We start from the raw sequence: 26,483 nt of genomic DNA on the forward strand, positions 1-26,483 counted from the left end.
TATGTGCATCGCGTTGTGTAATACGCAATTCAAAGACCAGGTCCGGGACGTACCGTCACCCTCAAAGCCTATGAGTTTCGAGTGTTGGCAGACGATTTCGAACCGCAACGAGTCGGCCCAGATTGGCAACGCGAGTCGTCGCTAAAGAGTCCCCGGGACTCAGGAAAGGAACACAGGAATCATGGTTCACAAAGTAAGAGCGGTCATTGCCAAGGAAAAGAATGCCCCTGTTTCGGTCGAGAACATTCTTGTGCCGGATCCCGGCCCCGGTGAGGCGCTCGTGGACATTCTGACCTGCGGCGTCTGCCACACCGACCTCCACTACAAGCAGGGCGGAATCACCGACGATTTCCCCATCCTGTTGGGCCATGAGGCCACCGGCGTGGTAAGCGCCGTCGGCCCGGACGTCACCGAAGTGGCTCCCGGGGACCGCGTGATCCTGAACTGGCGCGCCGTGTGCGGCCAGTGCCGCGCCTGCGCCAAGGGACAGCCGCAGTACTGCTTCAACACCCACAATGCGACGCAGAAGATGACGCTGGAGGATGGCACGGAGCTCTCGCCCGCGCTGGGCATCGGCGCCTTCGCCGAGAAGACGCTCGTCGCCGCCGGGCAGTGCACCAAAGTTGACGACGACGCCGATCCCGCCGCCGTCGGGCTGCTCGGCTGCGGTGTGATGGCAGGCATCGGCGCCGCCATCAACACCGGTGAGGTCAAGCGGGGCGAATCCGTCGCCGTCATCGGCTGCGGCGGCGTAGGAATTGCCGCGATCGCCGGCGCGAAGCTGGCCGGCGCCACCACCATCATCGCGGTGGACATCGACGCCAACAAGGTGGAAATGGCAAAGTCGCTCGGCGCCACCCACGGTGTGGACTCCAGCAAGGAAGACCCGATCGAGGCCATCCGGGCGCTGACCGGCGGCAACGGCGCCGACGTCGTGATTGAAGCGGTGGGGCGCCCCGAAACGTACAAGCAGGCGTTCTACGCCAGGGACCTCGCCGGCCGCGTGGTGCTGGTGGGCGTGCCGACGCCGGGCATGTTGCTTGAGCTGCCGTTGCTGGATGTCTTTGGCCGCGGCGGGTCGCTGAAGTCCTCCTGGTACGGCGACTGCCTGCCTTCCCGCGACTTCCCGATGCTGGTGGCGCACTACAAACTGGGCAACCTGGACCTGGACGCCTTCGTCACCGAGCGCATCACCATCGACCAGGTGGAGGAGGCCTTTGGCAAGATGCACGAGGGCAAGGTCCTGCGTTCCGTGGTGGAAATCCGCCCGGCCGCTGCCGGCGCGCCCGTGGGGGAGTCCGCATGAGCGTCACCATCGAGAATCTGGTCACCTCGGGGACGTTTTCGCTCGACGGCGGCACCTGGGACGTGGACAACAACGTCTGGATCGTGGGAAACGACGACGAATGCGTGATCATCGACTCCCCTCATGATGCGGAAGCGATCATCGGCCAGGTCCGCGGCCGGAAGGTCGTGGCCATCCTGCTCACACACGCTCACAATGACCACATTGGCGCGGCGCGTGCCGTGGCGGAGGCCGTGAAGGCGCCGATCTATCTGCACCCCGAGGACCTGATGCTCTGGGAACAGGTCTATCCCGGCGTCAACCCGGACCGCTACCTCGCCGACGGTGACGTGTTCCAGGTGGGCGGGGCGACCCTGCGCGCCATCCACACCCCGGGCCACTCGCCGGGATCCACGTGCTTTCACCTCGAGGACGAAGGGACGGTGTTCACCGGCGACACGCTGTTCAACGGCGGCCCGGGCGCCACCGGCAGGTCCTACAGCGACTACCCCACCATCCTGGCCTCCATCCGCGAACGCCTCCTCACCCTCCCCACGGAAACAGCGGTGCGCACCGGCCACGGGAACAGCACCACCATCGGGGAGGAGCGGGAGACGCTGGCCAGGGTCAGCCAGTGAAGGGCGTCCCCAAGCTCGGCCGCCAGCCGGCTCCGGTCGCGGACATCAACGAGGATGAGCTGGAAGTCCACGCACCCAAGACCAAAGCGGCCGGCGTCAAGGCAGTGATGGTGGCGCTGGAGCTTGCCGTGGCGCAGGCCGGGTTGTCCCGGACGACACAGTCGCTGCTGCGGCAGCAGTGATGGTGGCGCTGGAGCTTGCCGTGGCGCAGGCCGGGTTGTCCCGGACGACACAGTCGCTGCTGCGGCTGAATTAGCGCGGCGGGTTCGACTGTCCGGTTCGCGGGCACTCCAACGTCCAGGGCGACCGGACCATGGGCATCTGGGAAAAGCCCAAGGAATGGCTGCTCGAAGCCCTGGTCAAGGAATTCGGGATCAGTTCGCCGCGCGGCGACGAGGCGCAGAAACGGCCCCGCCCCTTCGGGAGCGGGGCCGTTTCTGCGTGGGCTCTCCCGGGCGGGTCGGACTGATCACTCAGCGCTCCAGTGCGCGACAAAACCTTGAGCCAAAAAGTCACCCACCCACGGATCTCCCTGGGTGGGTGACTTTTCCTGACCTGTCCGGCCGCGTCTAGTGGAGCCAGGAATCTACAACCTGCGGATTCGCGTCCACCCACTTCTTGGCCGCGGCCTCGGGCGTCATGCCGCCCTGGATGTCAGTGGCAACGGCATTCTGGTCCTCGTTGGTCCATTTGAAGGCCCTGGCCAGTTTGGCTGCAGGAGAGCCGCTGTCGTCGAACTTCTTGGAAATGATCTTGTTCAGCGTGTACGTCGGGTAGTCGCAGGCCACTTTTTCCGCGTTCGCGTCGCAGCCCTTGGTCCACTCCGGAAGCTTGACTTTCTTGAGCGGGACTTGGGAGAGGAACCACTGCGGCTCGTAGAAGTAGCCCAGCAGCGGCGTCTTGTTTTGCTCCGCTGTCCGGAACGACTGGATCAGGGCGGCCTCTGAACCGGAGAACACCACCTTGTAGTCCAGGTTGAGATTCTTCACCAAGGCCTCATCGTTGGTGACGAAGGCGGGATCGCCGTCGAGTACCTGGCCTTTGCCTCCGGATTCGGAGGTGGCGAGCATCGAGGCGTACTTGTTCAGATTCTTCCCGTCCGTGATGTCGGGGTATTTTTCCGCCATCCAAGGCGCCACGTACCAGCCGATGTGGCCTACGTTTCCGGTGGGGCCGGCGTCGACCGCCACTTTCTGATCGGTGATGTACTGCTTGGCCAGATCATCGTGGCCCCAGTTTTCGATGACGACGTCCACCTCACCGGAGGCAAAGCCCTGCCAGGAGATCTGCTCGTTCAGGTCCTTCTGCACCACGGTGCAGCCCAACTTGTTCTTCGCCACGTAGCTGTACACGGCGGCATCGGCCGTATACCCCACCCAGGCGTTCATCGCGACGTTGACACTTCCGCACGGCGCCTCGGCGGTACCGGAGGCCGCAGCCACCTGGTTCACGGAGGCGCCGCCGCAGCCTGCGAGCAGCAGGGCGGCGGCAGCAGCTCCAGCAACTGCCGGGACAGTTCGTTTCAACAGCAGTCCAGCTTTTTTCATGGTTAGGTCTCCTTGTTGGGGGAAATGCGGGGTCCTCCGTGCCGGGCGCAGGGCGGTTATGCGGTTAGGTTGTCGAGGTTTTGGGCGAGGGGATTTTCCGCGCCGGGGTGGCCGCGGCAGCCTGGGTCATCCGGTCCAGCAGGATGCCGAGGAAGACGATGGCAACGCCTGCGGCGAGGCCCTTGCCGAACAACGCGCTTTGGACAAAGCCAGCGACGACGTCGTACCCGAGGCCGCCTGCGCCCACGAGCGCACCGACCACCACCATGGCCAGGACATAGATCAGGCCCTGGTTGGCAGCGAGGGCCAGGGTCTGCCTGGCCATCGGAAGCTGGACCTTGGTGATGACCTGCCAGGGAGTGGAGCCGCTGGCAACGGCGGCTTCGACCACAGTGTGGGAGATCGCGCCGATGCCGTCGGCCGTGATCTTGATGGCTACGGGGGCGGCGTAGATGATGCCGGCGATGATCGCGGTGAAGCGGGTGGCGCCGAAGAGTCCCAGGAACGGAACCAGGTACACAAAGGCCGGCATGGTCTGGCCTGCGTCCAGCACGGGCCGCATGATCTGGTCCACCCGCTCGGACCGGCCCATGGCCACTCCGAAGATGACGCCCAGGACCATGACCACTACTGTGGCCACCAGGGTTCCGGCCAGGGTGACCATGGAGTCGCTCCAGAGGCCGAGGTAGATGATCACGCCCAGGCAGGCCGTGGTCAGGGCCGCGAGCTTCCAGCCGCCGAGGGCGTAGGCGGCAATGGCTATGACGGCGCCGAGGATATAGAAGGGGGTGTCCGTGAGTAGAGACTGGAACGGGTTAAGGATCCCCGTGGTGACGGCTTCCCGGAAGGACACGGTGAACAGCGACAGGTTGGCCTGCATCCATTGGCTGGCCGAGCCGACGGCTTGGACGATCGCCGGGCCGATGTTGAGCTCTTTCGGGAACGCCGCAGCCCACAGCAGGGTCCGGGAGAACTGCACCATGACCAGTGCAAGCACCAGCGTGGCGCCCAGGAGGATGTACCTCGTCCTGCGGGAAACCCTGCGGTTCCGGGCCGCCCCCGGTTCCGCACGGCGGCTGGCGGCGGTGGTCACCCGGTCCAGCACGATCGCGAGCAGGACAATGGAGAGCCCGGCGTTGACGGCCGTGCCGACGTCGAGCGATTGCAGTGCCCGGACTACCACCTGGCCAAGGCCGGGTGCTGCGATGAGTGCCGCGATGGTGACCATGGACAGTGCCGCCATGGTGCTCTGGTTGATTCCCATGACGATGGTGCGGCGGGCCATGGGCAGCTGCAGGGTGACGAGCCGTTGCAGGCCCGTTGTGCCCAGCGAATCCGAGGCCTCGCGGGTGTTCTCCGGGATGCAGCGGATGCCGTGGGCCGTCAGGCGGATAACGGGCGGTGCCGCGTAGATGACGGTGGCGATGACGGCCGACGCCGGGCCGATCAGGAAGACCAGGGCAAGCGGGGCCAGGTACACGAACGTGGGCAGCGTCTGCATGAAGTCCAGCACCGGCGTGATCACCTTGGCAACCCGGCCGGACACGCCGGACACGACGCCGAGCGGGATACCGACCAGCAGGGTCAGCAGCACGGCGGTGAGGACGAGGGCGAACGTGTAGGTGGCCTCGAGGAACAGGCCCTGAAGTCCGAAGAACACGAAGACGGCGACGGTCAGCAGCGCGACCCGGGCGTTGCCGATCGCGAAGGCGATCCAGCCCAGCAGGCCCACGGTTCCGAGCCAGCCGATCTCCGGCAGGCGCAGGCCCGTGGAACTGGCGGCAAAGAGGGTGATGAACAGGTTGGCTACGGCGTCGACGGCGGCACGCAGGGGAGTGAAAACGTAGAGGAAGACAGGATTGTCCGCCCGGTTGGCTGCCACCCAGGCGTTGAACTGGTTTAGGGACCGGTGCAGGTCCGTCAGCTCTGAGGCGGGCAAGGTCAGGGTCGATGTTCCGCGCAGGACGAGGAACCCCAGGATCCAGACGACGGCGGCGCCCCCGAGCAGGATGGTGCGCCGGCTGGGCCTGCGGCGGGGTTCACGGGCGGGGGCAGGTGCGGGCTGCGCCGCTGCCCGATCCCGGACGAGTGTAGACATTAGGCCGCTGCTTCCGTGGGCTGCAGCACCGAAAGGATGCTGTCGCGGTCGATCTGCCCCGTGATCCTGCCGCCATCTTCCACCAGGACGGGGCAGGAGGAGTGCATGACCGCCGCAATGGCATCCCGGATTATCATCCGGGAGCTGAGGACCGGCGCATCGGCCGGTGTTCCGGCCGCCACGGGCCGGGTGATCCACTTCAGGGTCAGGACGTCTGCGCGGGGGACTTCGGACACGAAGTCCTCAATGTATTTGTCCGCCGGGGAGCCCACCAGTTCGTCTCCGGTGCCGCACTGGACCGTCTCGCCGTTGCGCATGATCAGGATGCGGTCGCCGAGCTTGAGCGCCTCGGAGAGGTCGTGGGTCACGAACACCATGGTTTTGCCCATTTCCTTGTGCAGCCGGATGACTTCGGCTTGCATGTCCCGTCGGATGAGCGGATCCAGTGCGGAGAAGGGCTCATCGAAGAGGATGGTGTCCGGATCGCCGGCCAGGGCCCGCCCGAGGCCGACGCGCTGCTGCATTCCTCCGGACAGCTGGTCCGGGTAGTGCTGTTCGTAGCCTTTGAGGCCAACGAGTTCGATGATTTCACGGGCCCTGGCGTAGCGTTCGTTCTTGGCAGTCCCGCGGATCTGCAGACCGTAGGAGACGTTGTCCAGCACGGTGCGGTGGGGGAGGAGGCCGAAATGCTGGAACACCATGGACATCTTGCGCCGGCGCAGTTCGCGGAGCTCGGCAACTCCTGCCTGCAGGACGTCCTTGCCGTCCACCAGGACTTGCCCGGAGGTGGGCTCGATCAGCCGGGTCAGGCAGCGGATCAGGGTGGATTTGCCGGATCCGGAAAGTCCCATGACCACGAAGACCTCGCCCTTGGCGACGTCGAAACTCAGGTTGCGGACGGCGGTCACGCAGCCGGTGCGCTCAAGCAGTTCCGCGGAGTTGAGGGCCGAGAGTTCCGGGTTGCCGGGGATCTTGTCACCCCCCGGGCCGAAGACCTTCCAAAGGTTGCGCACTGAGATATCGGGACTGTTCATTGCTGTACTCCTGCCTGTGGAGGCTTGAACCAGTGGCTGGGCTTAGGGTTGATGTTTTGCCAGATGTGCTTGGTTTCCCGGTACTCCGCCAGACCTTGGAGCCCCAGTTCGCGGCCGTTTCCGGACTTGCCGAAACCACCCCACTCTGCTTGCGGAACGTACGGGTGGTAATCGTTGATCCACACCGTGCCATGCCGGAGGGCCCCGGCCACGCGCTGCGCGCGCGACCCGTCCTGCGTCCAGACGGCGCCGGCCAGTCCATAAGCGGTGTCGTTGGCCAAAATGATGGCTTCGGCCTCAGTGTTGAAGGTCTCCACGGTCAGAACTGGTCCGAACGACTCATCCTGGACGACGTTCATCGAGGTGCGGCAACCGTCCAGGATGGTGGGAGGGTAGTAGCTGCCGAGTGCCATCGCCCCGGTGTCGGGGATATAGCCGCCGCACAGAAGCTTGGCACCTTCGTTTACGCCGGCCAGGACGTGGGCATGGACCTTGTCCCGGTGCGCGGCGGAGATCAACGGTCCGGTCTCGGCGAACTCGTCGAAGGGGCCGCCAAGCCGGATGGCCTGCGCACGTCGCACCAGTTCCGCCACGAATTCGTCGTGAATCGACTCTTCGATGATGAGCCTGGTTCCGGCCGAGCACACCTGACCCGAATGCAGGAACACGGCGGTGAGGGCGTTGTCCACGGCGGACTCGCGGTCGGCATCGGCGAAGACGATGTTCGGATTCTTCCCGCCCAGTTCCAAGGCGACCCGTTTCACCGTGGTGGCTGCTGCCTTCATGATGCTGATCCCGGTGGCCAGTCCGCCCGTGAACGAGACCAGGTCAACGTCCGGGCTTTCACTCAGGACTGCGCCGACGACGGGACCGGTGCCCGTGACGAGGTTGGCTACCCCGGCCGGCAACCCGGCCTCGAGGAGGGTATCCATCAGCAGGATGGAGGTGGAGGGCGTCAGTTCACTGGGCTTCAGGATGAAGGTATTGCCGGCCAGCAGGGCCGGGGCCACCTTCCAGGACGCCTGCAGGAGGGGGTAGTTCCATGGCGTGATGAGCCCGCACACACCCACAGGGGCGTGGACCACGCGGCTGATCGTTTCCGGTACCCCGGTATCGATCACGCGGCCGGCGTCCGTTCCGGCGACGCCGCCGTAGTACCTGAAGCATGCGGCGATGTCGTCGATGTCGTATTCCGCTTCGACGTAGCGTTTGCCGGTGTCGAGGGCTTCGGTCCGGGCGTAAAGCGCTTTGTCGCGTTCCAGCAGTTCGGCGGTGCGGAGCAGAACCTGTCCACGTTGCTTCTCGCTGGTGCCGGGCCACGCGCCGCCGTCGAATGCCCTGCGGGCGCTGGCAACCGCGGCCTCGGCATCGGCGGCCGTGCATTCGGCAACCTCGGCGACTTTTTTGGCGTCCGCTGGGCACGTGATGATCCGCGTTCTCCCGGCGCTCGATTCGCTCCACCGGCCGTCCACGAACAGGCCCCGCGGGAAGGCCGCTTCCTGGTCCAGCACGGTCGGGCCTTCGATCCCGGCAACCTGAACGCCGCTCATGCGCGGTCCAGGCTCTGTGCGGCTTCGGGAGCCATAGCGGAACCGTGCCGGTAGAAGTCCGCGTACTCTGGTGCCAGCGGAGCCCGTCCCAGGATGAGGTCGGCGCCCTTTTCGGCGAGCATCATCACCGGGGCGTAGATGTTGCCGTTGGTCACGTAGGGCATTGCGGAGGCGTCCGCGACGCGGAGCCCCGAGGTGCCATGGACTTTCATGGTCAGCGGATCCACCACGGCCAGGGGGTCCGTGGCCGGGCCGAGCTTGGCTGTGCAGGAGGGGTGGAGCGCCGTTTCGGCATCCCGGGCCACCCAGTCGAGTATCTCCTCGTCGGTCTGGACGGAGGGTCCGGGGGAGAGTTCGCCGCCGCTGTAGGGCGCGAGGGCCGGTCGGGAGAGGATGTCGCGGGTGACCCGGATTGCTTCCACCCATTCGCGCCGGTCCTGGTCCGTGGACAGGTAGTTGAACTGCATGGACGGGTGCGCGGCGGGGTCCGTGGTGGTGATCTTAAGGCTCCCTCTGGCGTCGGAGTACATGGGGCCCACATGGACCTGGTAGCCGTGCTTGGCGTCGGCTTTCTGGCCGTCGTAACGCACAGCGACCGGCAGGAAGTGGAACATCAGGTTGGGGTAGGCGACGTCGTCGTTGGAGCGGACGAATCCGCCTCCTTCAAAGTGATTGGTGGCCGCGGGACCCTTGCGACCGAGCAGCCACTGGAGTCCGATCAGCGGGTAGCGCCAGAGGCTGAGGCTCGGCTGCATGGACACGGGCAGTTTGCAGGAGTGCTGGACGTACACTTCCAGGTGGTCCTGGAGATTTTCGCCGACTCCCGGCAGGTCCACCACCGGCTTGATGCCCAGCGACAAAAGGTGTGCGGATTCTCCGATGCCGGAGAGCTGCAGCAGCTGGGGCGTGTTGATGGCGCCGCCACAGAGCACCACTTCCTTCGCGTTGACCGTGTGCAGCCGGCCGTTCCGGCGGTACGTGACTCCCGTGGCCGTGGTGCCGTCGAAATTGACCTTGGCTGCAAGCGCCCGGGTTCGGATCGTCAGGTTTTTCTTGCCCTTATTGGGGCGCAGGTAGGCACGTGACGCCGAGAGCCGCTGGCCCTTGTGCACGTTTCGGTCGAACGGGCCGAAGCCCTCCTGGCGGTAGCCGTTGACGTCATCGGTGCGCTGGTGTCCCGCTTCCTCGGCGGCACGGAAGAAAGCCTGGAACAGGGGATTGCGGGCGGGCCCGCGCTCCAGAACCAGCGGCCCGTCATGACCGCGCAGGTCGTCGTCCGGAGCTGCGGCCAGCGTGGTTTCCATGCGCTTGAAGTAGGGCAGGCAGTGCGCAAAGTCCCAGGTTTCCATGCCGGCGTCCGCTCCCCACCTTTCGTAGTCCAGGGGATTGCCGCGCTGGAAGATCATGCCGTTGATGGAGCTGGAACCGCCCAGCACCTTGCCGCGGGCGTGGGCGATCCTGCGGCCGTGCATGCGGGGTTCAGGGTCGGACTCGTATCGCCAGTCGTAAAACCTGTTGCCGCTAGGAAAGGTCAGCGCCGCCGGCATCTGGATGAAAAGGTCCCACGGATAGTCGCTGCGGCCTGCTTCAAGGACCAGCACCGTGTGCGTTCCGTCGGCGCTTAGCCTGTCCGCCAGGACAGATCCGGCACTTCCGCCGCCGACAATCACGTAGTCGTAGCTCTCGTTCGTCATGAGGTAAATCTCCTTGGGCGTGGTCTGGGAGTCATTTCGAAGGGCCAGGTGGTCCGGTTCAGCCGCGCAGGCGTTCCATCCCCGGATCCACCAGCGGCTCCGCGGTGACGGTTGCGGCGACCCGGGTGCCGAAGTATTCAATCTCCACGGCATCGCCTTCCGAGGTCGTGGCCGGGAGCCAGGCGTAAGCGATCGGCTGCTTCACCGTGTAGCCGTAGGCCGCGCTGGTCACGTAACCGGCGGCTTCACCCTGGACATACACGGGTTCCTTGCCCAGCACCACCGAGGTGCCGTCGTCGATCGTCAGACAGCGCAGCTGCATGACAGGCGGCTGCGCCCGGCGTTCGGCGAGAGCTTCGGCACCCACGAAAGAATCCTTGTTCTTGGCGATCGAGAAGCCCAATCCTGCCTGGTAAGGCTCGTGTTCGGGCGTCATATCCGTACCCCAGAGCCGGTATCCCTTTTCCAGACGGAGGCTGTTGAAGGCGCCGCGCCCAGCGGCGATGATGCCCTGTTCCTGGCCGGCTTCGAAGAGGAGATCCCACAACTTCAGACCATGTTCAGCGGTGGTGTACAGCTCCCAGCCCAGCTCGCCCACATAGGACAGCCGCATGGCCGTTACGGGGAGGCCGCCGATCCGCACTTGCTTGGTTCGAAAGTAACGAAGACCGTCGTTGGTGAAATCATCGGTGCTGACCTTGGCAATAACTTCCCGTGCCTGCGGCCCCCAGAGTCCTATGCAGCAGGTGGATCCCGTAATGTCGCGGATCTGGACCCACTGGCTGACCTCATCAGCGCTCTGCCTGCGGGCCTCCCTGGTGAAGTAGTCGAGGTCAATGTTGCCGTTGGCGCCCACTTGGAACGTCTCCTCGTCCAGCCGTGCGATTGTGATGTCGCTGCGCACCCCGCCGTCGTCGTTCAGCAGCAGGCAATAGGTGACGGCGCCTGGCTTCTTGTCGATCTGGCCGGCGCTGAGCCGCTGCAGCAGCGCCAGTGCGCCGGGGCCCGAAACCTCCAACCGTTTCAGTGCCGTCATGTCGTAAAGTGCGACGGCGGTTCGCGTCTTCCACGCCTCGGCCGAGGAAATGGGGGAACTGAACATGGCCGCCCAGGGGCCGCGGTCCGGCGCCTGCCATTCCGGCGGCAGCTCGTCCAGGAGCGGGCGGTTTGCCTCAAACCAGTGCGGGCGCTCCCAGCCGCTGGCCTCGAGGAAGAAGGCTCCCAGTTCCTTCTGGCGGCAATTGAAAGGGCTGACGCGCAGGTTCCGGGGGGACTCGCGCGGCTGCAGGGGATGCAGAATGTCGTAGATTTCGACGAAGTTCTGTTGGGAGGTTTCGCTGACGTAGCTCTCAGCCGTTTGGAGGGCCTCGAACCGCGATACCTCGCATTCGTGGAGCGGGGTGCGGGACTGGCCTTCGATCAGCAATTCGGCTACCGCGCGGGCTACGCCGGCGGAGTGCGTGACCCAGACCGCTTCTGCGACGTAGAAGCCCTCAAGCTCCGGCGCCTGCCCGATCAATGGGCCGCCGTCCGGGGTGAAGGAGAAGATGCCGTTGAAGCCGTCGGCGATCTCCGCGCCGCGGAGGGCGGGCAACAGTAGCCGGCTGTCCTCCCAGCAGGGCAGGAAATCCTCCTCGGTGAATTCGAGGCGGGAAGGCATGCGGTGCTCGGACATCTGCCCTGGCGCCACTTCTGGTAGCTGGTCCAAGTCCACGGGCATTGGGCGGTGGGCATAGGAGCCGATTCCGATCCTGTCCCCGTGCTCACGGAAATAGAGGTCCTTGTCCTGGTGCCGGAGAATCGGCATGCGGGCGCCGTCGGAGGGGTCCATGGGGTTAGCGCTCAGGTTGGCGCCCACGAGTTTCGGCACAGAGGTGGTCTTGACATACTGGTGGGCCAGCGGCAGCAGCGGCACGGCCATGCCTGCCATGGCGCCTATCTTTGGGCCCCAGAAGCCGGCACAGGAAACGACGATGTCCGCCGCGACCACGCCGTCGGGAGTCTGAACCCCCGATACTTTGCCACCGGACTGTTCGATACCGGTCACCGGAGTTGATCCGATGAACCTGACGCCGGCTGCCGTAGCTTTGCGGATCAGCAGCTGAACGGCGCGGGCGGCGGAGGCGAGGCCATCGGAGGGGACATGGAGGCCGCCTAGGACCAAGTCCTGGTTCAGTAGCGGATAGTGCTTGCTGCACTCATCGGGATCGATGATCCTGCCCTCGATGCCCCATGAGGTTGCGTAGCCGAGCTTCCGTTTGAGGTCCTCCAGCCGTTCTGGAGTGGTGGCAAGCTCCAGGCCACCCACTTGGTTGAAGCAGCCGACACCCTCGTCGCTCAGGGAGAGCAGCTTGTCCACGGTGTAGGCGGCGAATTGCGTCATCGTCTTGGAGGGGTTGGTCTGGAACACCAGTCCGGGCGCGTGCGACGTGGAGCCGCCGGCGAGGTTGAGCGGTCCCTGTTCCAAAACGGTGACGCTGGTCCAGCCTCGGGTGGCCAATTCATCGGCCAGATTCGCACCGACAATGCCGGCGCCGATGATTACGACGCGGGGTGTAGCGCTCATACGGAAGCTCCTGTTCTTTGCTTGCTGCGTGGTGCGTGGGGCGCCCCGTTTGAGGGCTTACGGGGTGGCTCTAACGGAAGACGACGGTCCGGGTGCCGTTGAGGAGGACGCGGTGCTGGCAATGCCACTTCACCGCGCGGGAGAGCGCGATCGCTTCGGCGTCGCGGCCTGCCGTTACCAGGGCATCCGGGTCCACGCCGTGGTCCACCCGGAAGACTTCCTGCTCAATGATGGGACCTTCGTCGAGGTCGCCGGTGACGTAGTGGGCGGTGGCCCCGACCACCTTCACGCCGCGTTCATAGGCCTGGTGGTAGGGCTTGGCCCCTTTGAACCCGGGCAGGAAAGAATGGTGGATGTTGATGGCCCGGCCGTGGAGTGCACCGCAGAGGCCGTCGGACAGTACCTGCATGTAGCGGGCCAGCACCACAAGGTCCGCGTCGTATTCGTCCACTAGTTCCAGGAGCCGGGACTCCGCCAGCGGTTTGGTGGACGCCGTCACGGGTACGTGGATGAAGGGAAGCCCAGCATTTTCCGCCATCGGGCGCAGGTCCTCGTGGTTGGAGATGACCGCGGCGATGTCCGCCCCCAGGCTCCCGGCGCGCCAGCGGAAAATGAGGTCATTGAGGCAGTGGCCGAACTTGGAGACCATCACCAGGATGCGCTGCGGCTTCTCGTCATGAAAGCTATAGGACATGCCGAACTCGCCGGCGATCTCCGCGAAGTCGGCGGACAGGGAAGCGGCGGTGTTGTGCCCGCAGTCCGCACCGGTACCCGTGGGGCCGGCGGAGCCGGTCAACGTGCTGGTAAAGGCGGTGCGCAGGAAGAGTGTGTTGCTGACGTGGTCGTCGAATTGCTGATGTTCGGCAATGTCAAAGCCGCGCATGGCCAAAAAGCTGGACACGGCGTGGACGATTCCGCTTCGTTCGGGGCAGGCAACGGTGAGGACGAACGGCGCCGCCCGCTGCCTGGCTGCTGCCGGTGGCTGGCCGGCGTCGGATGCGGGATGTGTCCGGTCCTGCAGCTCGTTGCTCAGTTGTAGGGTCAAGAACTTCACCTCTTTGCTTGAAAGGGAGCACTGCCTGGTGGTCTCTAGACGTGGCCGTTAACCGTTAGGCCGGGTGGAAGGTTGGGTGCCTCGTCGGATTCGGTGATCATGATGTCGCCGTCGATCACGCTGACTTCGTGCCGGCGGACCGGCAGCTTGGCCGGCGGGGCGTCCACGCCGCCTGTGCGCAGGTTGAACCGGGAAGCGTGCAGCGGGCATTCGACCCAGCAGTCCTCCACCCAGCCGTCGGCCAGGGAGGCGTCCTGGTGGGTGCACGTGTCGTCGAGGGCAAAAAGCTCGCCGTCTTCCGTGTGGAACACCGCGATAGGCGGGGACGTGTTCAGGCGGAGCGCTTCCCCCGGTGCCAGTTCGCTGAGCGGACATGCCTTGTGCATGGATGGACCTCATTTCCGTGGGGGGACCCTGTGCAACCGCCGGAGGGTTGTTCCGCAGTGATCAACAGCAATCGCAATAAGCAACAGAGTGCGGTAGCTCACATCGGTTGTCAAGACTTTTCACCTCTATTGCGGACCCTTGTCTTCCGGCGGAAGACCCTTGACAGTGCGCGTGGCATGGATCACTCTGTTGCATATAGCGATTGTTGTTGCGTAAGAAGCAATTGAAAGGGGGCGTCGAGTGCAGACGCTTGCGATTGTCGGAGCCTCCCTGGCAGGCCTTTCGGCCGCACGGGCAGCCCGCGCCCAAGGCTTCGCCGGACGGCTGGTCATCATTGGCGATGAGCCGCACCGTCCGTATGACCGGCCGCCGCTGTCCAAGGACTTCCTGCTGGGTACTGTCACGGCGGAGGATCTGTTCCTGGAGGCCGACGCCGACGAGCTCCAGGCTGAATGGGTCCTGGGCACAGAGGCTGTGTCCCTGGATGCTTCCTCGCGGACTATCCTCCTTATGGACGGCCGCACCGTGCAGGCGGACGGCATTGTCATTGCCACCGGCGCGAGGGCCAGGCAGCTGCCCACCCTGGCCGGGCTATTCAACGTCTTCACCCTGCGTACCCTCGCCGACGCACAGAGCCTTGCGCCCGAGCTAGTGTCCGGGAGCAGGATGGCCGTGATAGGTGCCGGTTTCATCGGCGCGGAGGTTGCCTCGGCCGCCGCATCGCGAGGCATGGAAGTCACCATGATCGACACCAAGCCGGTCCCGTTCGCGGGCCAGCTCGGTACGGAGATGGGCGGCGTGGTGGCGGGGCTTCACGCCGCCAATGGCGTGGAACTCATTTCCTCCGCAGTAATCGAGGACTTCTACAGTGGCGAAGGCAACGTCACCGGACTCCGGCTGGCCGGCGGACGCTATGTGGGCGCCGACGTCGTGGTGGTCGGCATTGGAGCCGAGCCAAACACGGAGTGGCTGAAGGGTTCCGGCCTCGAGCTTCGGGGCGGCGTTCTGTGCGACGCCATGGGCCGCACCGGTGTCCCCGGAATCGCGGCCGTGGGGGACTGCGCCGCCTGGTTCGATCAGGTAGCGGGCACGCACCGCCGGGTGGAGCACTGGACCGGTGCCCTGGAGCGTGCCGCACTGGCCGTTGAGGCGCTGCTGGACCCTGACGCCGCGCCGAGGCCGGCCAAGCCGCACTATTTCTGGTCAGACCAGCACGGCGTCAAGCTGCAGTTCGCAGGCCACTGCGCCGGCTACGACCGGCTGGAGATCGAAGTGGGCGACGTCCTGACGCATAGCTGTCTTGCCGTGTACTACCGCGGGGACGTCCCGGTGGCGGTCCTCGGGATGAACCAGCCGCGGCTGTTCACCAAGTGGCGGCGCCTGCTCGCCTCACCCGCCAGGTCACTGGGCGAGCCCAGCGGGCAGGCTGCCTGTGCGGACGCCTCCGCGCTGGTGGGGGCCGCCGTCGCGTCCTGAAGCCTGTCCGTATACAACCCGTCCCTACAAGTTCCAGCTTTCGTTGATCTTTGTTCGTTAGGAGGACAAATTGTCTCTTGAGGTAAGTGCCCCGAGTCTGATTCCCACGCTGCCCGGTTATACATATGTGGATGAGGCCGTGTTCCGGGCCGAGCAGGAGCGGATCTTCGAGCAGATGTGGTTCTGCGCCGTGCGGTCTGCCGACCTGGACAAGGCAGGCGCCTGGCGGACAGTCCAGATCGGGCGGGAGAGCGTGCTGATCAGCCGCACCCGCAAGGGCGGAATCCGTGCCTTCTACAATATTTGTCGGCACCGGGGCGTCAAGCTGTGCATGGAAGAGCAGGGCGAAGCCGCACGCTCGTTCCAGTGCCCGTACCACGCCTGGACCTACGACTTCGAGGGCAAACTCATCGCGGCCCCCAACCTGACCAAGATGCCGGATATCGATAGGGACGAGTACGGCCTGGTGAAGGTCCATATCCGTGAATACCTGGGTTACGTCTGGGTGTGCCTGGCCGACGAGCCGCCATCATTCGAAGATGAGGTCATGGGTGCCATCGAGGAGCGGCTCGGCGACCTCAAGGCGATCGAAGGCTACGACGTTGCCAACCTCAGCCTGGGCCGCCGCATCCGGTATGACGTGAAGGCAAACTGGAAGCTCATCATCGAGAACTTCATGGAGTGCTACCACTGCGCCACGATCCACCCCGAACTCACCGAGGTGCTGCCTGAATTCGCTGACGGCCTGGCTGCGCAGTACTTCGTGGGCCATGGCGCCGAATTCGGCGAGGACGTCAAGGGTTTCACCATCGACGGCTCGGAAGGGCTGGACCTGATTCCGGGGGTGGGGGAGGACCAGGACCGCCGGTACTACGCCATCACCATCAAGCCCACAGTGTTCGTGAACCTGGTTCCGGACCACGTGATCATCCACCGCATGTTCCCTATGGCAGCGGACCGCACGATCGTGGAGTGCGACTGGCTGTATGTGCCCAGCGTTGTGGAGAGCGGCAAGGACGTCAGCGCTTCTGTGGAGCTGTTCCACCGCGTGAACCAGCAGGATTTCGACGCCTGTGAACGGTGCCAGCCGGCCATGGGCTCGAAGGTCTACGCCAAGGGCGGCGTGCTGGTGCCGAGCGAGCACCACATCGGCGCCTTCCACGACTGGGTCCAGGAGAAGGTTGGGGACGTTACCCCCACTGGTCGTTGAGGCTTCGCCGGGTTGCGGCCCTTCGCCGTCGCTTAGCGCGGAGGGCCCTTCCCGATTCGGCTTGAGGGCCAATCACCGGCCGCCGGTGTAGCCCATATTCGCGCTGATCTGCAGTCCCGCCTGTTTCAGCGCTTCGGGGAGTCCCGGCGCCGTCTCCGGATCAAAACGGAAGGCTGGTCCGGAGATGCTGACGGCGCCGATTACGGCCCCCACATGGTTGTACACCGGCACGGACATCGAGTTGAGCCCGATTTCGAATTCCTCCCGGACCACGCCGTAGCCGTCGCGGGCGACGTCGAGGAGCTGGGTTTCGAGCTTGTTCCTGTTGGTGATGGTCCGCGGCGTCCGGGCCGGAAGCCCGGTCTCCTTCAGGATGCGGTCCCGCTCGTCCGCGGACAGTGCTGCCAGCAGGACCTTTCCGCTGGAGGTCGCGTGCAGCGGCGTCAGGCTGCCCACCCAGTCGTAGGTGGCCAGTGTTGACGGGCCCATGGCCTGGTCCACGTTGACGGCGTAGTTGGAGCGCAGGACGGCGAGGTTCACTGTCTCTTTGAATTCCTCCGCCAGGCTTTCCAGAACTGGCCGCGCCTCGCGGACCAGGCTAAGCCGCCCGGGGATCGAGCTTGCCAGCCTCAGGATGCCGAAGCCCAGCTGGTACTTTCCGCGCTCGCTGTTCTGGTGGACCATTTCCCTGCTCACCAGCGAGCCCAGCAGCCGGGAAACGGTGGACTTGTGGATGCCCATCTCGTCGGCGATTTCGCTCACGCCCGCATGGCCGTCCCGCGCCAGGATCTCCAGGACCATCAGGGCCCGGTCCACCGACTGGACGCCGCCGTGCTGGCCAGACTCCGCATCGACGTCGGACTCGGGGTCATTTTTCGAAGCCATGATTCATACTCTCAAGTAGTTTCTGCGGCTTGCTTACCCGCCACAAGGCCGCCTGTAGCGTCCTCTCGGTTAGTTCCACAGTTTCGATCCTATGCCGTGAGGTGTAACGGGGCCGACATTAGGTTAAGTCGATTGACACGACCAGCAATCAACGCAGTTCCAGGCGCATCAGCACGCGGGGGAAGCCCTTGATCACGGAGTCGGTGTCGGCAGCCCTGGTGAACCCGGCCCGTTCGACGAGCTTCTGTGTGCCAACGTAGGCCATGGTCAGGTCGATGAGGCCGGCCCAGCCCACCACCTCGTCGCCGTCGTACGCCAGTACCCCGGGCGGCGGAATCTGCCTCACGAATTGTTCAACGAACGCGCCGCGCTCCGTGCCACGCACCTGAACGTTCTGCTTGGAAGGGATGCGGTAGCTCAGGCACCAGCACACGGTCGCATCGGGCCGCTTGGGTCCGACCATTGTCTTAACGTCCTCGAACTGCGTCGCCGGACGGATCTCAATCGCCTTCTCAGGAGTAGCGTTTGCCTTGGCAGACGAAGGCGGCAGACAAAGGGGTCCAATGAGCTACAAATATCGCACCGTCCGGGTTCGCGGCACAGAGCTGGTTGGCACCATCGCGCGAAAACACGGGAGCGCTCCCGAGATCTACGAAACCTCGAAGGACGCGAATACTTCAGTCGTACCCGTGTTTTTCGAGGCGACCGGCGAGATCCGATTCTTCGACCGGGCAATGCTGGAGGACGTGGTGGCGCCGGCCGGTTAGCAGCGGCGGCACATTCCCACCGGTGACAGGGCCGCCACTCGGCCTCTCCCACCAGCAAACTTTTGGCTCATTGCACCCATCCCTTCGACGTGGGGGGCGCCCCTGAAGGGCCTGATGCACGGGTCACCATCCACCGTTGACACTGTTCAGGGCCGCGAGGAGACTTTATTTTTGGGGGGTGCCTCTTCGAAAGGACGCCCAAAATGCCGTGGCATGTCGAGGGTACATATTTTGAGAATTGCAATTGCGATATGGTCTGCCCGTGTACGGCGACAGGACAGACGGCACCGGCGGACAATGACCGCTGCAACGTGGCCTTGGCCTTCCACGTGGAAACCGGCGAAGTCAACGGTGTCGACGTCGGCGGTCTGACAGTCTGCGTCCTCGCCGATACACCTGCCCTGATGAGTGAGGGGGGCTGGAAGGTCGGTCTCCTGATGGACGCCGCCGCTTCAGCCGAGCAGGCCGAATCGCTCGGTGCAGTCTTCGGCGGCCAGCTCGGCGGACCGATGGAGGGCCTCGCACCCCTGATCGGTGAAATGGCGGGCATGGAGTCCCTGGAGATGGCCTACGCCGACGACGGGCGTGTCCACCAGGTGCGTATTGGCAGTGCAGTCGAGATGGTGGTCGAGGACTTCTTGAATCCATTTGATTCCACAGGGCGAGGAGTGAAACTTAGCGGGGTCGGATTCCCGGCCGACACTCTGGCAGCCGGAACATCCAGCACCGCCCGCGTCGACGTGTTCGGGATGACCTGGGATAACGCCGGGAAGAACTCCTTCTCGGCCCCCTTCGCCTGGTCCGCCTAAGTGCCGGGCAGGAGCGGCCTGACAGTCAGCCACCATGCCGCAGAGTTGGCGTTGATCGGGTGCGCCGCACTGGCGTGGTATTTCACTTTCTCAGGCCTCGCCGACATGTCCACAGGCCCGGGAACCACGGGACTGGGGCTCTGGGGTTTCTTGGGCGTGTGGACACTGATGATGGCCGCCATGATGTTGCCCGCGCTGGCGCCGCTCACTTCGACCTACCTCAGATCCATCCGTGCCGTCCGCAGCCGCCGGGTCCGGGCCACCCGGACAACTGGCCTGGTGGGCGGTTACCTTTTGACGTGGATCGGATTCGGAGTCGTTGCCTACGCTGCCGCGGCGCTCTCTGCGCTGCTGGCTGAGGACGGGCCGGCTATCGCACCCTGGGTGGGAGCAGGAGTTCTGATGGTGGCTGGCGCCTACCAGCTGACCCCGCTGAAGGATTTCTGCCTCAGGCACTGCCGGTCGCCGGTAGCATTCCTGTTGCACGTCTCCGGATACAAGGGCCGCCTGCGGGATGTCCGCGTAGGCATGTATCACGGTGTGTATTGCGTGGGGTGCTGTTGGGGGCTCATGGTGGTGCTGATTGCCGTTGGCGTGATGAACCTGGCATGGATGGCGGTGCTCACGGTAGTCATCTTCCTGGAGAAGACGTGGAAATACGGGCCCGCCCTTAGCCGTGTCACTGGAGTCTCGCTGATTGTTTTCGCGTTCTTCGTCCCGGCCCACCCGGAGTTGCTGCCAGGGCTCCAAATGACCGCACCCATGTGAGGGACGGTAAGCGCCATCTTCGAATGACCCACGCGGGTTCCAGGAACGGCGACGGTGGCACTGGCAGTAGGACACCGGGAGGTCCAAGCTTTAACCAGTCGGTGCGGGACCGCATACTGGCGGCCCCGGCCGCGTGGGGTGGCACGTTGACTGCGAGGAGAGCGACCATGGTGGACACGGCGGCACCGACACTCCGGGCAGGCGCGCGGAACGACCTTGTGACGGAACTGCTGGGCATCTGGCTCCTCCTGGCCGTCTTCCTGGACGGCTGGGCCCACCTGCACATTCCCGAGCTGGAAACCTTCTTCACTCCCTGGCACGCCGCGCTTTATTCGGGCCTTGTGGCCACCGCCGCGTGGACGGCAGGCGTGATCTGGCGGAACCGTCAGCCCGGGCGGCCGTTGACCCGGGCGGTGCCGGCCGGCTACCAGGGCACGGTCATCGGACTCGTGCTCTTCGCCGTCGCCGGCGTTCTGGATCTGGCCTGGCACGAGGTCCTGGGGATCGAAGTCTCCCTCGATGCGCTGGTGAGCCCCACACACTTGCTGCTGGGGTTCAGCCTCTTCCTCATCCTCGGCACCGGCATCCGTAGTGCACGGGCCGCCGGCGGGCCGGGGGCTTTTAGATGGACGCCGCCCGCAGTGCTTTCTCTCGCCCTTATGACCGGACTGGGCTCCTTCTTCCTGATCTACTGCTCGGCGTTTGTCCGGACGCCGCCCGCCGTCCCATATCTCCAGACGCCGATCGGGAGCCCCGGGCACACCCAGGCGGAACTGCGTCCGGCCCTCGGGCTGGCCAGCTATCTGGTAACCACGGCGCTGATAGCCGGGCCCTTCCTTTACACCTTCGCCGGCACCCGACGGCCGCCTTACGGCATTGCCACCATCCTGGTCGCCGTGGTGGCGTGGCTGCCTTTGGCCATGTCGGGGCTGCGCCCGGCAGCGGTCGCCGGTGCGGCAGGAGCCACGATAGCCGCTGTGGCGGCTGACGTGCTGCTGGCAGGGCGGGAGGGACCGTGGCTGCGGCGCCGGCTGCCGGCTGTCACCGCAACACTCGCGGCACTTATCTGGGCGGGCCAACTGGCCGGCATCGCGCTGGGGTCATCGATTCAATGGCCCGTGTCGATGTGGCTGGGAGCCGTCGTGCTGAGTGCGGGATTGGCTGCGGCCCTGGCCTTCCTCAGCTCTTGGAACACCAGAAGCGTGCCGGTGCAGACACTGCCGCGATGAACGGCATACGGACCGCCCGGGCATCCCTGCCCGAGGACGTCCGATCTCCGCTGTTCCCGGCGCCCGGAGTGGGCTATTTTGGGGATAAGGCGAGTGCCCGGTAGCCGGTTCGTTGCCGACGGCTGCGTCCGGCCTCGCGTTTCGAGTAAGGAAGCCCGCCGTGGCCTACAACGTGGCGCAGAAGCTCATCGCATCGCATCTGGTCGCCGGAGAAATGATTCCCGGGCGTGAGATCGGTTTGCATATCGATCAGACCCTCACCCAGGACGCGACCGGGACGCTGGTCATGCTTGAACTTGAGGCCCTTGGGCTCGACCAGGTACAAACTGAAGTATCCGTGCAGTACGTGGACCACAACCTGTTGCAGGCCGACAGCAGGAACGCGGAAGACCATGATTTTCTCCGCTCGGCCTGCCGCCGGTTTGGCCTGTGGTTCTCGAAAGCGGGAAACGGGGTGTCGCATCCGACTCACATGCAGCGGTTTGGTGTTCCGGGCAAGACCATGGTCGGCTCCGACAGCCATACCCCGGCCGCAGGTTCACTGGGGATGCTGGCAATCGGCGTCGGCGGCACCGAAGTAGCCTTGGCAATCGCGGGGGAACCGCTCTACCTGAAGATGCCGGAGATCTGGGGCGTGAGGCTTACCGGCCAGCTGCCGCCGTGGACCAGTGCCAAGGACGTCATTCTCGAAATGCTGCGCCGGCACGGCGTCAAGGGCGGCAGGGACCGGATCATCGAGTACCACGGCCCCGGCCTGGCGACACTGAGCGCTATGGACCGCCACGTGATTGCCAACATGGGTGCCGAACTCGGTGCGACGAGCACGGTTTTCCCGGCCGACGACCAAGTCCGGGTCTTCTTGCGCTCCGAACGGCGCGAGGGCGACTTCGCCGAACTCCTCGCCGATTCCGATGCCTCCTACGACGTGACCGACGAGATCGACCTCGCCACGATCGAGCCGCTCATCGCCCTGCCCAGCTCGCCCGGCAACGTCGTTCCGGTGCGGGAGGTCGTGGGCAGGCCGGTGGCGCAGGTGGTGATTGGGTCCTCAGCGAACCCGGGCCTGCGCGACTTCGCCATTGTCGCGGCAATCATGAAGGGGCGGCAGTGCCACCCCGGGCTGTCCCTTGACGTCAATCCGAGTTCGCGACAGATTCTGCAGGACCTCACCAGGATGGGCGCCACCTTTGATCTGATCAGCGCCGGGGGCCGGTTGCATCAGACCGGATGCATGGGCTGTATCGGGATGGGCCAGGCCCCCGCCAACGGAAGCAACAGCCTGCGCACGATGCCCCGCAACTTTCCGGGCCGTTCGGGCACGCAGGAGGACTCGGTCTACCTGTGTTCACCGGAGACGGCCGCGGCTGCCGCACTCACCGGCACGATCACAGACCCGCGGGACCTGACAGAGCTCTTCGACCTGGAATACCCCGTGATCGAACTTCCCGAGGTGTCGAGCGTGAACGTGGCGATGCTGGAGGAGCCTTTGCCGCCGGAGGAAGCCGGCAAAGTGGCCCTGGTCAAGGGCGAAAACATCTCCTCTCTTCCGGTATTCGGCGCCCTGGCCGACCGCATCGAGGCGCCAGTCGCCTTGGTGGTGGGCAACGATGTCTCCACCGATGAGATTCTGCCGGCCGGTGCGCGCGTTCTGCCCTACCGCAGCAACATCCCCAAGCTCGCCGAATTTACCTTCGATCAGGTCGACCCTTCCTACCCCGCCCGCGCCGCACGGACCCGCGACGCGACAGGCCACATCCTGGTCGGCGGCACCAACTACGGCCAGGGATCCTCACGCGAACACGCAGCTATCACCCCACGCTTCCTCGGGCTGCGTGCAGTGGTGGCCGTCTCCTTCGCGCGGATCCATTGGCAGAATCTGGCCAATTTCGGGGTCCTCGCACTCGAGTTCACGAATGCCGCCGATCACGACCGGATCCAACAAGGCGATGTGCTCCTGCTGACAGGAATACACGACGCCCTCGTGGCAGGCAACGAGATCCTTGTGCAGAACGAGACCCGCGGCGAGGTCTACCCCGTGCGGCACAGCCTCTCCGGTCGCCAGGTGGACATGCTCCTGGCCGGTGGTCTCATCCCTTGGCTGCGTGAAAGGAGGGCGCGGGACGCGCGCGACTAAGCAACGGCGTGAGCGCCCGGCTCCCATTGCTTCGGTGCGGCTACCGGCGCGCAATTGATCCTCCGGGGGCTGTGCAGACGAAGGCCGAGAAATTAGGCTCAGCTCAACGATCAGATGATGGAGGAAACACATGAGACCGTTGCCGCTGCTGAATCTCGTTTCTCGACTGGAGGACAGTCCCTGGCTTGATCCTTTGGTCGCGGGAGTAAAAGGAACTGTGAACTCCATTGTCCGGTTCCCGTGGCTCCGTGATGTGCTCCACGGGGTGCCCCTGGGACATCCGGTTCACCCTGTTGGGGTCCAGATACCGATGGGGGCGTGGACATCGGCCGCCATTTTGGATGCCGTGCCCGGCAACGACCGGGCGGCCGGGGTCTTGATTGGCGTGGGGGTGATCAGCGCGGTTCCCTCCGCTGTGGCCGGCTTCACCGACTGGTCGGAACTTCATGAACAGCAGCAGCGCGTCGGCCTGGTCCACGCCGCGGGGAACCTCGCGGCCACTGGTTTGTACGTCGCGTCGCTGGTGGAGCGGTCCCGCGGGCGGCAGCCACGAGGCAAGCTGCTCGGATATCTCGGGTTTGCGACGCTTGCCGCCGCCGGTTTCCTCGGTGGCCATCTCACGTATCGTCAGGCTGCCGGCGTAAACCACAGCGAGGATGTTCCTCACCGCTTCCCCGTCGGTTGGCACGCCCTGGCGCCGCTGGACGAGCTCGTTGAGGGCAAACTGGAGCGGAGGATGGTGGCCGGGATGCCACTGCTCGTGTTCCGCCGGGGCGATGCCGTCCACGTCTTGTCGGATGTCTGCAGCCACTTGTCAGGGCCCCTCCACGAGGGCCGGGTTGAAGAACGCGGGGAGCCCTGCGTTGTCTGTCCGTGGCATGGGAGTGCCTTCTCGCTGCGTAGCGGAGAGGTTATGGGGGGACCCGCGACGGCGGCCCAGCCGCGGTTCAGCACACGCATCGAGAACGGTCTGGTTAAGGTGTCCCTCCCCGGGGCCGGGTAAGGGCGAACCGACCAGGAGCTCGGCGGCCGGCTCCCTCAGCGCTTCCTGCGGAGCCAGGACCCCAACAAAGATACTCACCATCTGCTTCCACCGGGGAGGAACAACCGTCTCGGGAACGCTGAGGCGGGCATCGCCGGGCTGAGCGCACCAGCCTTTAATGCCGGTGCGCCGCTCGACCTGCGTGCCTTCCACGAGGTCTGCCGCGCTGTCGATCGGGCCGCAACGCTCACGTCCGACGCGTGTCGGACCCGGTAGGACCCTCAGCCAGTACCGCCCGGCCCAAACGTGCTGAGGGTGTTGAGTGTCGCCCCGCGGAGGGGTACGGTGACTCCACCGTGTACTCGCATCACCCTGACCCCGGAGCGACCATGCTACCTGCGGGACGCCGACTCGCTGCCGTAACGGCGGTTCTGGCCTTGGGCATGGCCAGCGGCACCGTTAGCGCCCCCGCCTTCGCCGACGCGCGAGAGACCGAAAGAACCGCGACCGCCACGGGGTACGGCGGCGCGGTGAGCACCGTGGATCCCGAGGCCTCGGCTGCGGCAATTGACGTCCTCCGGAAGGGCGGAAACGCGGCGGACGCCGCCGTCGCCGCAGCCGCGACCCTAGGCGTGACCGAGCCGTACAGCGCCGGGATCGGCGGTGGTGGCTACTTCGTGTTCTACAACGCGGACTCCCGCAAGGTCGGCACCATCGACGGCCGTGAAACTGCACCGGCAGCGATGCGCCATGACGCGTTCATCGACCCGGCGACCGGTAAGCCGTACCCCTTCACGCCGGAGCTCGTCACTAGCGGCGTCTCCGTTGGTGTCCCCGGCACGGCGGCCACGTGGGAGCGCGCACTCGACCGATGGGGGACGTTGAGCCTCGCAGATGTTCTCAAACCTGCCATCAAGGTTGCCACGAGGGGCTTCGTCGTAGACGCCACGTTCCGGCTGCAGACCCTCGAGAACAAGCCCCGGTTCGCGGCGTTCACCTCGACCAGCAAGCTGTTCCTGCCGGGCGGCGACGCACCCGCCGTCGGCAGTGTCTTCCGGAATCCCGAACTCGCCGAAACCTACCGGCTTCTCGCCAAGCAAGGCGCGCGCGGCTTCTACCGCGGCACACTGGCCGCGGAAATCGCGGCCAGTGTGCAGGCTCCGCCGAAGGCCCCGGGCACTGCGCTGCCCGTTCCCGTGGGCCGCATGACGACGGCCGACCTCGCCGCCTATCAGGTCCTGGATCAGGCCCCCACGCACGTGGACTACCGGGGGCTGGACGTCTACGGCATGGCGCCGTCGAGTAGCGGGGGCACCACCGTCGCGGAGGCGCTGAACATCCTCGAGCCACTCAACCTCACCGAGATGTCCAAACCCGACGCCCTGCACCATTACCTCGAGGCAAGCGCCCTGGCTTTCGCGGACCGGGGCAAATACGTGGGCGACCCGGCGTTTGTCGACGTCCCCACCTCCGCGCTCACTGACCCGCGCTTCGGCAAGGAGCGCTGGTGCCAGATCGATCCGCGGCACGCGGCCACGAAGCCGGTCCCGCCGGGTGATGTGGCCTCGTACGACGGCGTGTGTCCCGCCGCCGCCGCGGCGCCTGCGGTCGAGAGGGACACCGAGAACATCTCGACCACCAACCTGACCGTCGCGGACAAGTGGGGGAACGTGGTTGAATACACGCTCACGATTGAGCAGACGGGCGGGTCCGGCATCGTGGTTCCCGGCCGCGGGTTCCTGCTCAACAACGAGCTGACCGACTTCTCGGCCGTCTATGACCCGACCGACCCCAACCGGATTGAGCCGAAGAAGCGTCCGCGCTCCTCGATGTCACCGACCATCATCCTCAAGGATGGCAAACCGTTCCTCGCGCTCGGCTCGCCGGGTGGATCGACGATCATCACAACCGTCCTGCAAACGATCTTGAACCGGGTGGATCTGGGCATGAGCATCTCGGAGGCGATCGCGGCGCCGCGTGCGTCGCAGCGGAACGCGGCAACAGTCACAGCGGAGTCGGAGTTCATCACCGCGTACGGCACCCAGCTGGCACCGTACGGTCATCAGCTCGTGCCGGCGGGTGCGCCGTCGACGTCCGCGGCGGAGATCGGCGCGGCGACAGCAATCGAGTTCAACTCCGACGGACGCATGGTCGCCGCCGCTGAGCCGGTGAGGCGCGGGGGCGGCTCTGCGATGGTGGTCAAACATTCGCGGTGATTGTCTGCCCGATCCGGGGACACCGGCTGAGCACTGGCGGAGGCTGGGCGGGGGGAACAATGGCCGCGCCCTGCCCGCCCGGAGGGAATGTTGTCAGTAAACATTGGAGCTGAGATGAGAGACCGACCGCAGCTGATGAGGGCGGGGTGATCCA

At 65.3% G+C, this 26,483-nt stretch carries 23 protein-coding genes; 13 read left to right on the plus strand and 10 right to left on the minus strand.

All coding sequences use genetic code 11. The annotated features are described in order from the left end of the window. Positions 1–181: 181 nt before the first annotated feature. The 4 genes from AC1DEM_RS05665 to AC1DEM_RS05680 all read left to right on the plus strand — a co-directional run bounded on the left by AC1DEM_RS05665 (position 182) and on the right by AC1DEM_RS05680 (position 2,392). Positions 182–1,306 (plus strand): S-(hydroxymethyl)mycothiol dehydrogenase, encoded by a 1,125-nt coding sequence (locus tag AC1DEM_RS05665; protein WP_476883533.1) that lies wholly within the window; start codon positions 182–184, stop codon positions 1,304–1,306. Next, the gene (locus AC1DEM_RS05670; RefSeq protein ID WP_476883534.1) at positions 1,303–1,923 is read left to right on the plus strand and encodes an MBL fold metallo-hydrolase; all 621 of its coding nucleotides are present in this window, start codon (positions 1,303–1,305) and stop codon (positions 1,921–1,923) included. The genes AC1DEM_RS05665 and AC1DEM_RS05670 overlap by 4 nt, the downstream gene beginning before the upstream one ends. Next, a complete protein-coding gene (locus AC1DEM_RS05675) occupies positions 1,920–2,105 on the plus strand; it encodes a hypothetical protein (protein WP_476883663.1) in 186 nt (61 codons plus the stop codon). The genes AC1DEM_RS05670 and AC1DEM_RS05675 overlap by 4 nt, the downstream gene beginning before the upstream one ends. Positions 2,106–2,236: 131 nt before the next feature. After that, positions 2,237–2,392, plus strand: coding sequence for a hypothetical protein (locus AC1DEM_RS05680; protein ID WP_476883535.1), 156 nt, complete (start codon positions 2,237–2,239; stop codon positions 2,390–2,392). Positions 2,393–2,492: 100 nt separating this feature from the next. On the opposite strand, the gene AC1DEM_RS05685 is transcribed toward AC1DEM_RS05680, so the two are convergent. From AC1DEM_RS05685 to AC1DEM_RS05720, 8 genes are all read right to left on the minus strand, one after another. Beyond that, positions 2,493–3,470 (minus strand): ABC transporter substrate-binding protein, encoded by a 978-nt coding sequence (locus AC1DEM_RS05685; RefSeq protein WP_476883536.1) that lies wholly within the window; start codon positions 3,468–3,470, stop codon positions 2,493–2,495. Between the two features lie 64 nt (positions 3,471–3,534). Beyond that, the gene (locus AC1DEM_RS05690) at positions 3,535–5,568 is read right to left on the minus strand and encodes an ABC transporter permease (protein ID WP_476883537.1); all 2,034 of its coding nucleotides are present in this window, start codon (positions 5,566–5,568) and stop codon (positions 3,535–3,537) included. Beyond that, positions 5,568–6,602 carry a quaternary amine ABC transporter ATP-binding protein gene (locus tag AC1DEM_RS05695; RefSeq protein ID WP_476883538.1) on the minus strand — a complete coding sequence of 345 codons (1,035 nt, stop codon included), beginning with the start codon at positions 6,600–6,602 and terminating at the stop codon, positions 5,568–5,570. The genes AC1DEM_RS05690 and AC1DEM_RS05695 overlap by 1 nt, the downstream gene beginning before the upstream one ends. Next, positions 6,599–8,152, minus strand: a complete 1,554-nt coding sequence (locus AC1DEM_RS05700; protein ID WP_476883539.1) for an aldehyde dehydrogenase family protein — start codon at positions 8,150–8,152, stop codon at positions 6,599–6,601. The genes AC1DEM_RS05695 and AC1DEM_RS05700 overlap by 4 nt, the downstream gene beginning before the upstream one ends. Beyond that, positions 8,149–9,846 (minus strand): choline dehydrogenase, encoded by a 1,698-nt coding sequence (gene betA / locus AC1DEM_RS05705; protein WP_476883540.1) that lies wholly within the window; start codon positions 9,844–9,846, stop codon positions 8,149–8,151. The genes AC1DEM_RS05700 and betA overlap by 4 nt, the downstream gene beginning before the upstream one ends. A gap of 58 nt (positions 9,847–9,904) precedes the next feature. After that, positions 9,905–12,412, minus strand: coding sequence for a GcvT family protein (locus tag AC1DEM_RS05710; RefSeq protein ID WP_476883541.1), 2,508 nt, complete (start codon positions 12,410–12,412; stop codon positions 9,905–9,907). A 70-nt stretch (positions 12,413–12,482) separates the two neighbouring features. Further along, positions 12,483–13,457, minus strand: coding sequence for a formyltetrahydrofolate deformylase (gene purU, locus AC1DEM_RS05715; RefSeq protein WP_476883542.1), 975 nt, complete (start codon positions 13,455–13,457; stop codon positions 12,483–12,485). Between the two features lie 44 nt (positions 13,458–13,501). Next, positions 13,502–13,852, minus strand: a complete 351-nt coding sequence (locus AC1DEM_RS05720; protein ID WP_476883543.1) for a bifunctional 3-phenylpropionate/cinnamic acid dioxygenase ferredoxin subunit — start codon at positions 13,850–13,852, stop codon at positions 13,502–13,504. 241 nt (positions 13,853–14,093) lie between these two features. Between AC1DEM_RS05720 and AC1DEM_RS05725 the strand changes: the two genes are divergently transcribed. Continuing rightward, entirely contained in the window at positions 14,094–15,329 is a 1,236-nt protein-coding gene (locus tag AC1DEM_RS05725; RefSeq protein WP_476883544.1) for an NAD(P)/FAD-dependent oxidoreductase, read from the plus strand. Positions 15,330–15,399: 70 nt separating this feature from the next. Continuing rightward, the gene (locus tag AC1DEM_RS05730) at positions 15,400–16,539 is read left to right on the plus strand and encodes an aromatic ring-hydroxylating oxygenase subunit alpha (protein WP_476883545.1); all 1,140 of its coding nucleotides are present in this window, start codon (positions 15,400–15,402) and stop codon (positions 16,537–16,539) included. Between the two features lie 72 nt (positions 16,540–16,611). On the opposite strand, the gene AC1DEM_RS05735 is transcribed toward AC1DEM_RS05730, so the two are convergent. Beyond that, positions 16,612–17,424, minus strand: coding sequence for an IclR family transcriptional regulator (locus AC1DEM_RS05735; protein WP_476883546.1), 813 nt, complete (start codon positions 17,422–17,424; stop codon positions 16,612–16,614). A 148-nt stretch (positions 17,425–17,572) separates the two neighbouring features. Then, complete coding sequence (locus tag AC1DEM_RS05740; RefSeq protein WP_476883547.1) at positions 17,573–17,887, minus strand: hypothetical protein; 315 nt, start codon at positions 17,885–17,887, stop codon at positions 17,573–17,575. 100 nt (positions 17,888–17,987) lie between these two features. Between AC1DEM_RS05740 and AC1DEM_RS05745 the strand changes: the two genes are divergently transcribed. From AC1DEM_RS05745 to ggt, 7 genes are all read left to right on the plus strand, one after another. Beyond that, positions 17,988–18,191 carry a hypothetical protein gene (locus AC1DEM_RS05745; protein WP_476883548.1) on the plus strand — a complete coding sequence of 68 codons (204 nt, stop codon included), beginning with the start codon at positions 17,988–17,990 and terminating at the stop codon, positions 18,189–18,191. A gap of 203 nt (positions 18,192–18,394) precedes the next feature. Continuing rightward, positions 18,395–19,000 (plus strand): DUF1326 domain-containing protein, encoded by a 606-nt coding sequence (locus AC1DEM_RS05750; protein ID WP_476883549.1) that lies wholly within the window; start codon positions 18,395–18,397, stop codon positions 18,998–19,000. 105 nt (positions 19,001–19,105) lie between these two features. After that, complete coding sequence (locus AC1DEM_RS05755; RefSeq protein WP_476883550.1) at positions 19,106–19,768, plus strand: DUF2182 domain-containing protein; 663 nt, start codon at positions 19,106–19,108, stop codon at positions 19,766–19,768. 167 nt (positions 19,769–19,935) lie between these two features. Beyond that, on the plus strand, positions 19,936–20,997 hold the full coding sequence (locus tag AC1DEM_RS05760) for a hypothetical protein (protein WP_476883551.1): 1,062 nt from the start codon (positions 19,936–19,938) through the stop codon (positions 20,995–20,997). A gap of 160 nt (positions 20,998–21,157) precedes the next feature. Then, on the plus strand, positions 21,158–23,131 hold the full coding sequence (locus tag AC1DEM_RS05765; protein WP_476883552.1) for an aconitate hydratase: 1,974 nt from the start codon (positions 21,158–21,160) through the stop codon (positions 23,129–23,131). Between the two features lie 130 nt (positions 23,132–23,261). Beyond that, a complete protein-coding gene (locus tag AC1DEM_RS05770; RefSeq protein WP_476883553.1) occupies positions 23,262–24,134 on the plus strand; it encodes a Rieske (2Fe-2S) protein in 873 nt (290 codons plus the stop codon). Positions 24,135–24,502: 368 nt separating this feature from the next. Continuing rightward, positions 24,503–26,329 (plus strand): gamma-glutamyltransferase, encoded by a 1,827-nt coding sequence (gene ggt, locus AC1DEM_RS05775; RefSeq protein WP_476883554.1) that lies wholly within the window; start codon positions 24,503–24,505, stop codon positions 26,327–26,329. Positions 26,330–26,483 lie beyond the last annotated feature (154 nt).

This window comes from Arthrobacter sp. 05T420, from assembly GCF_056396305.1.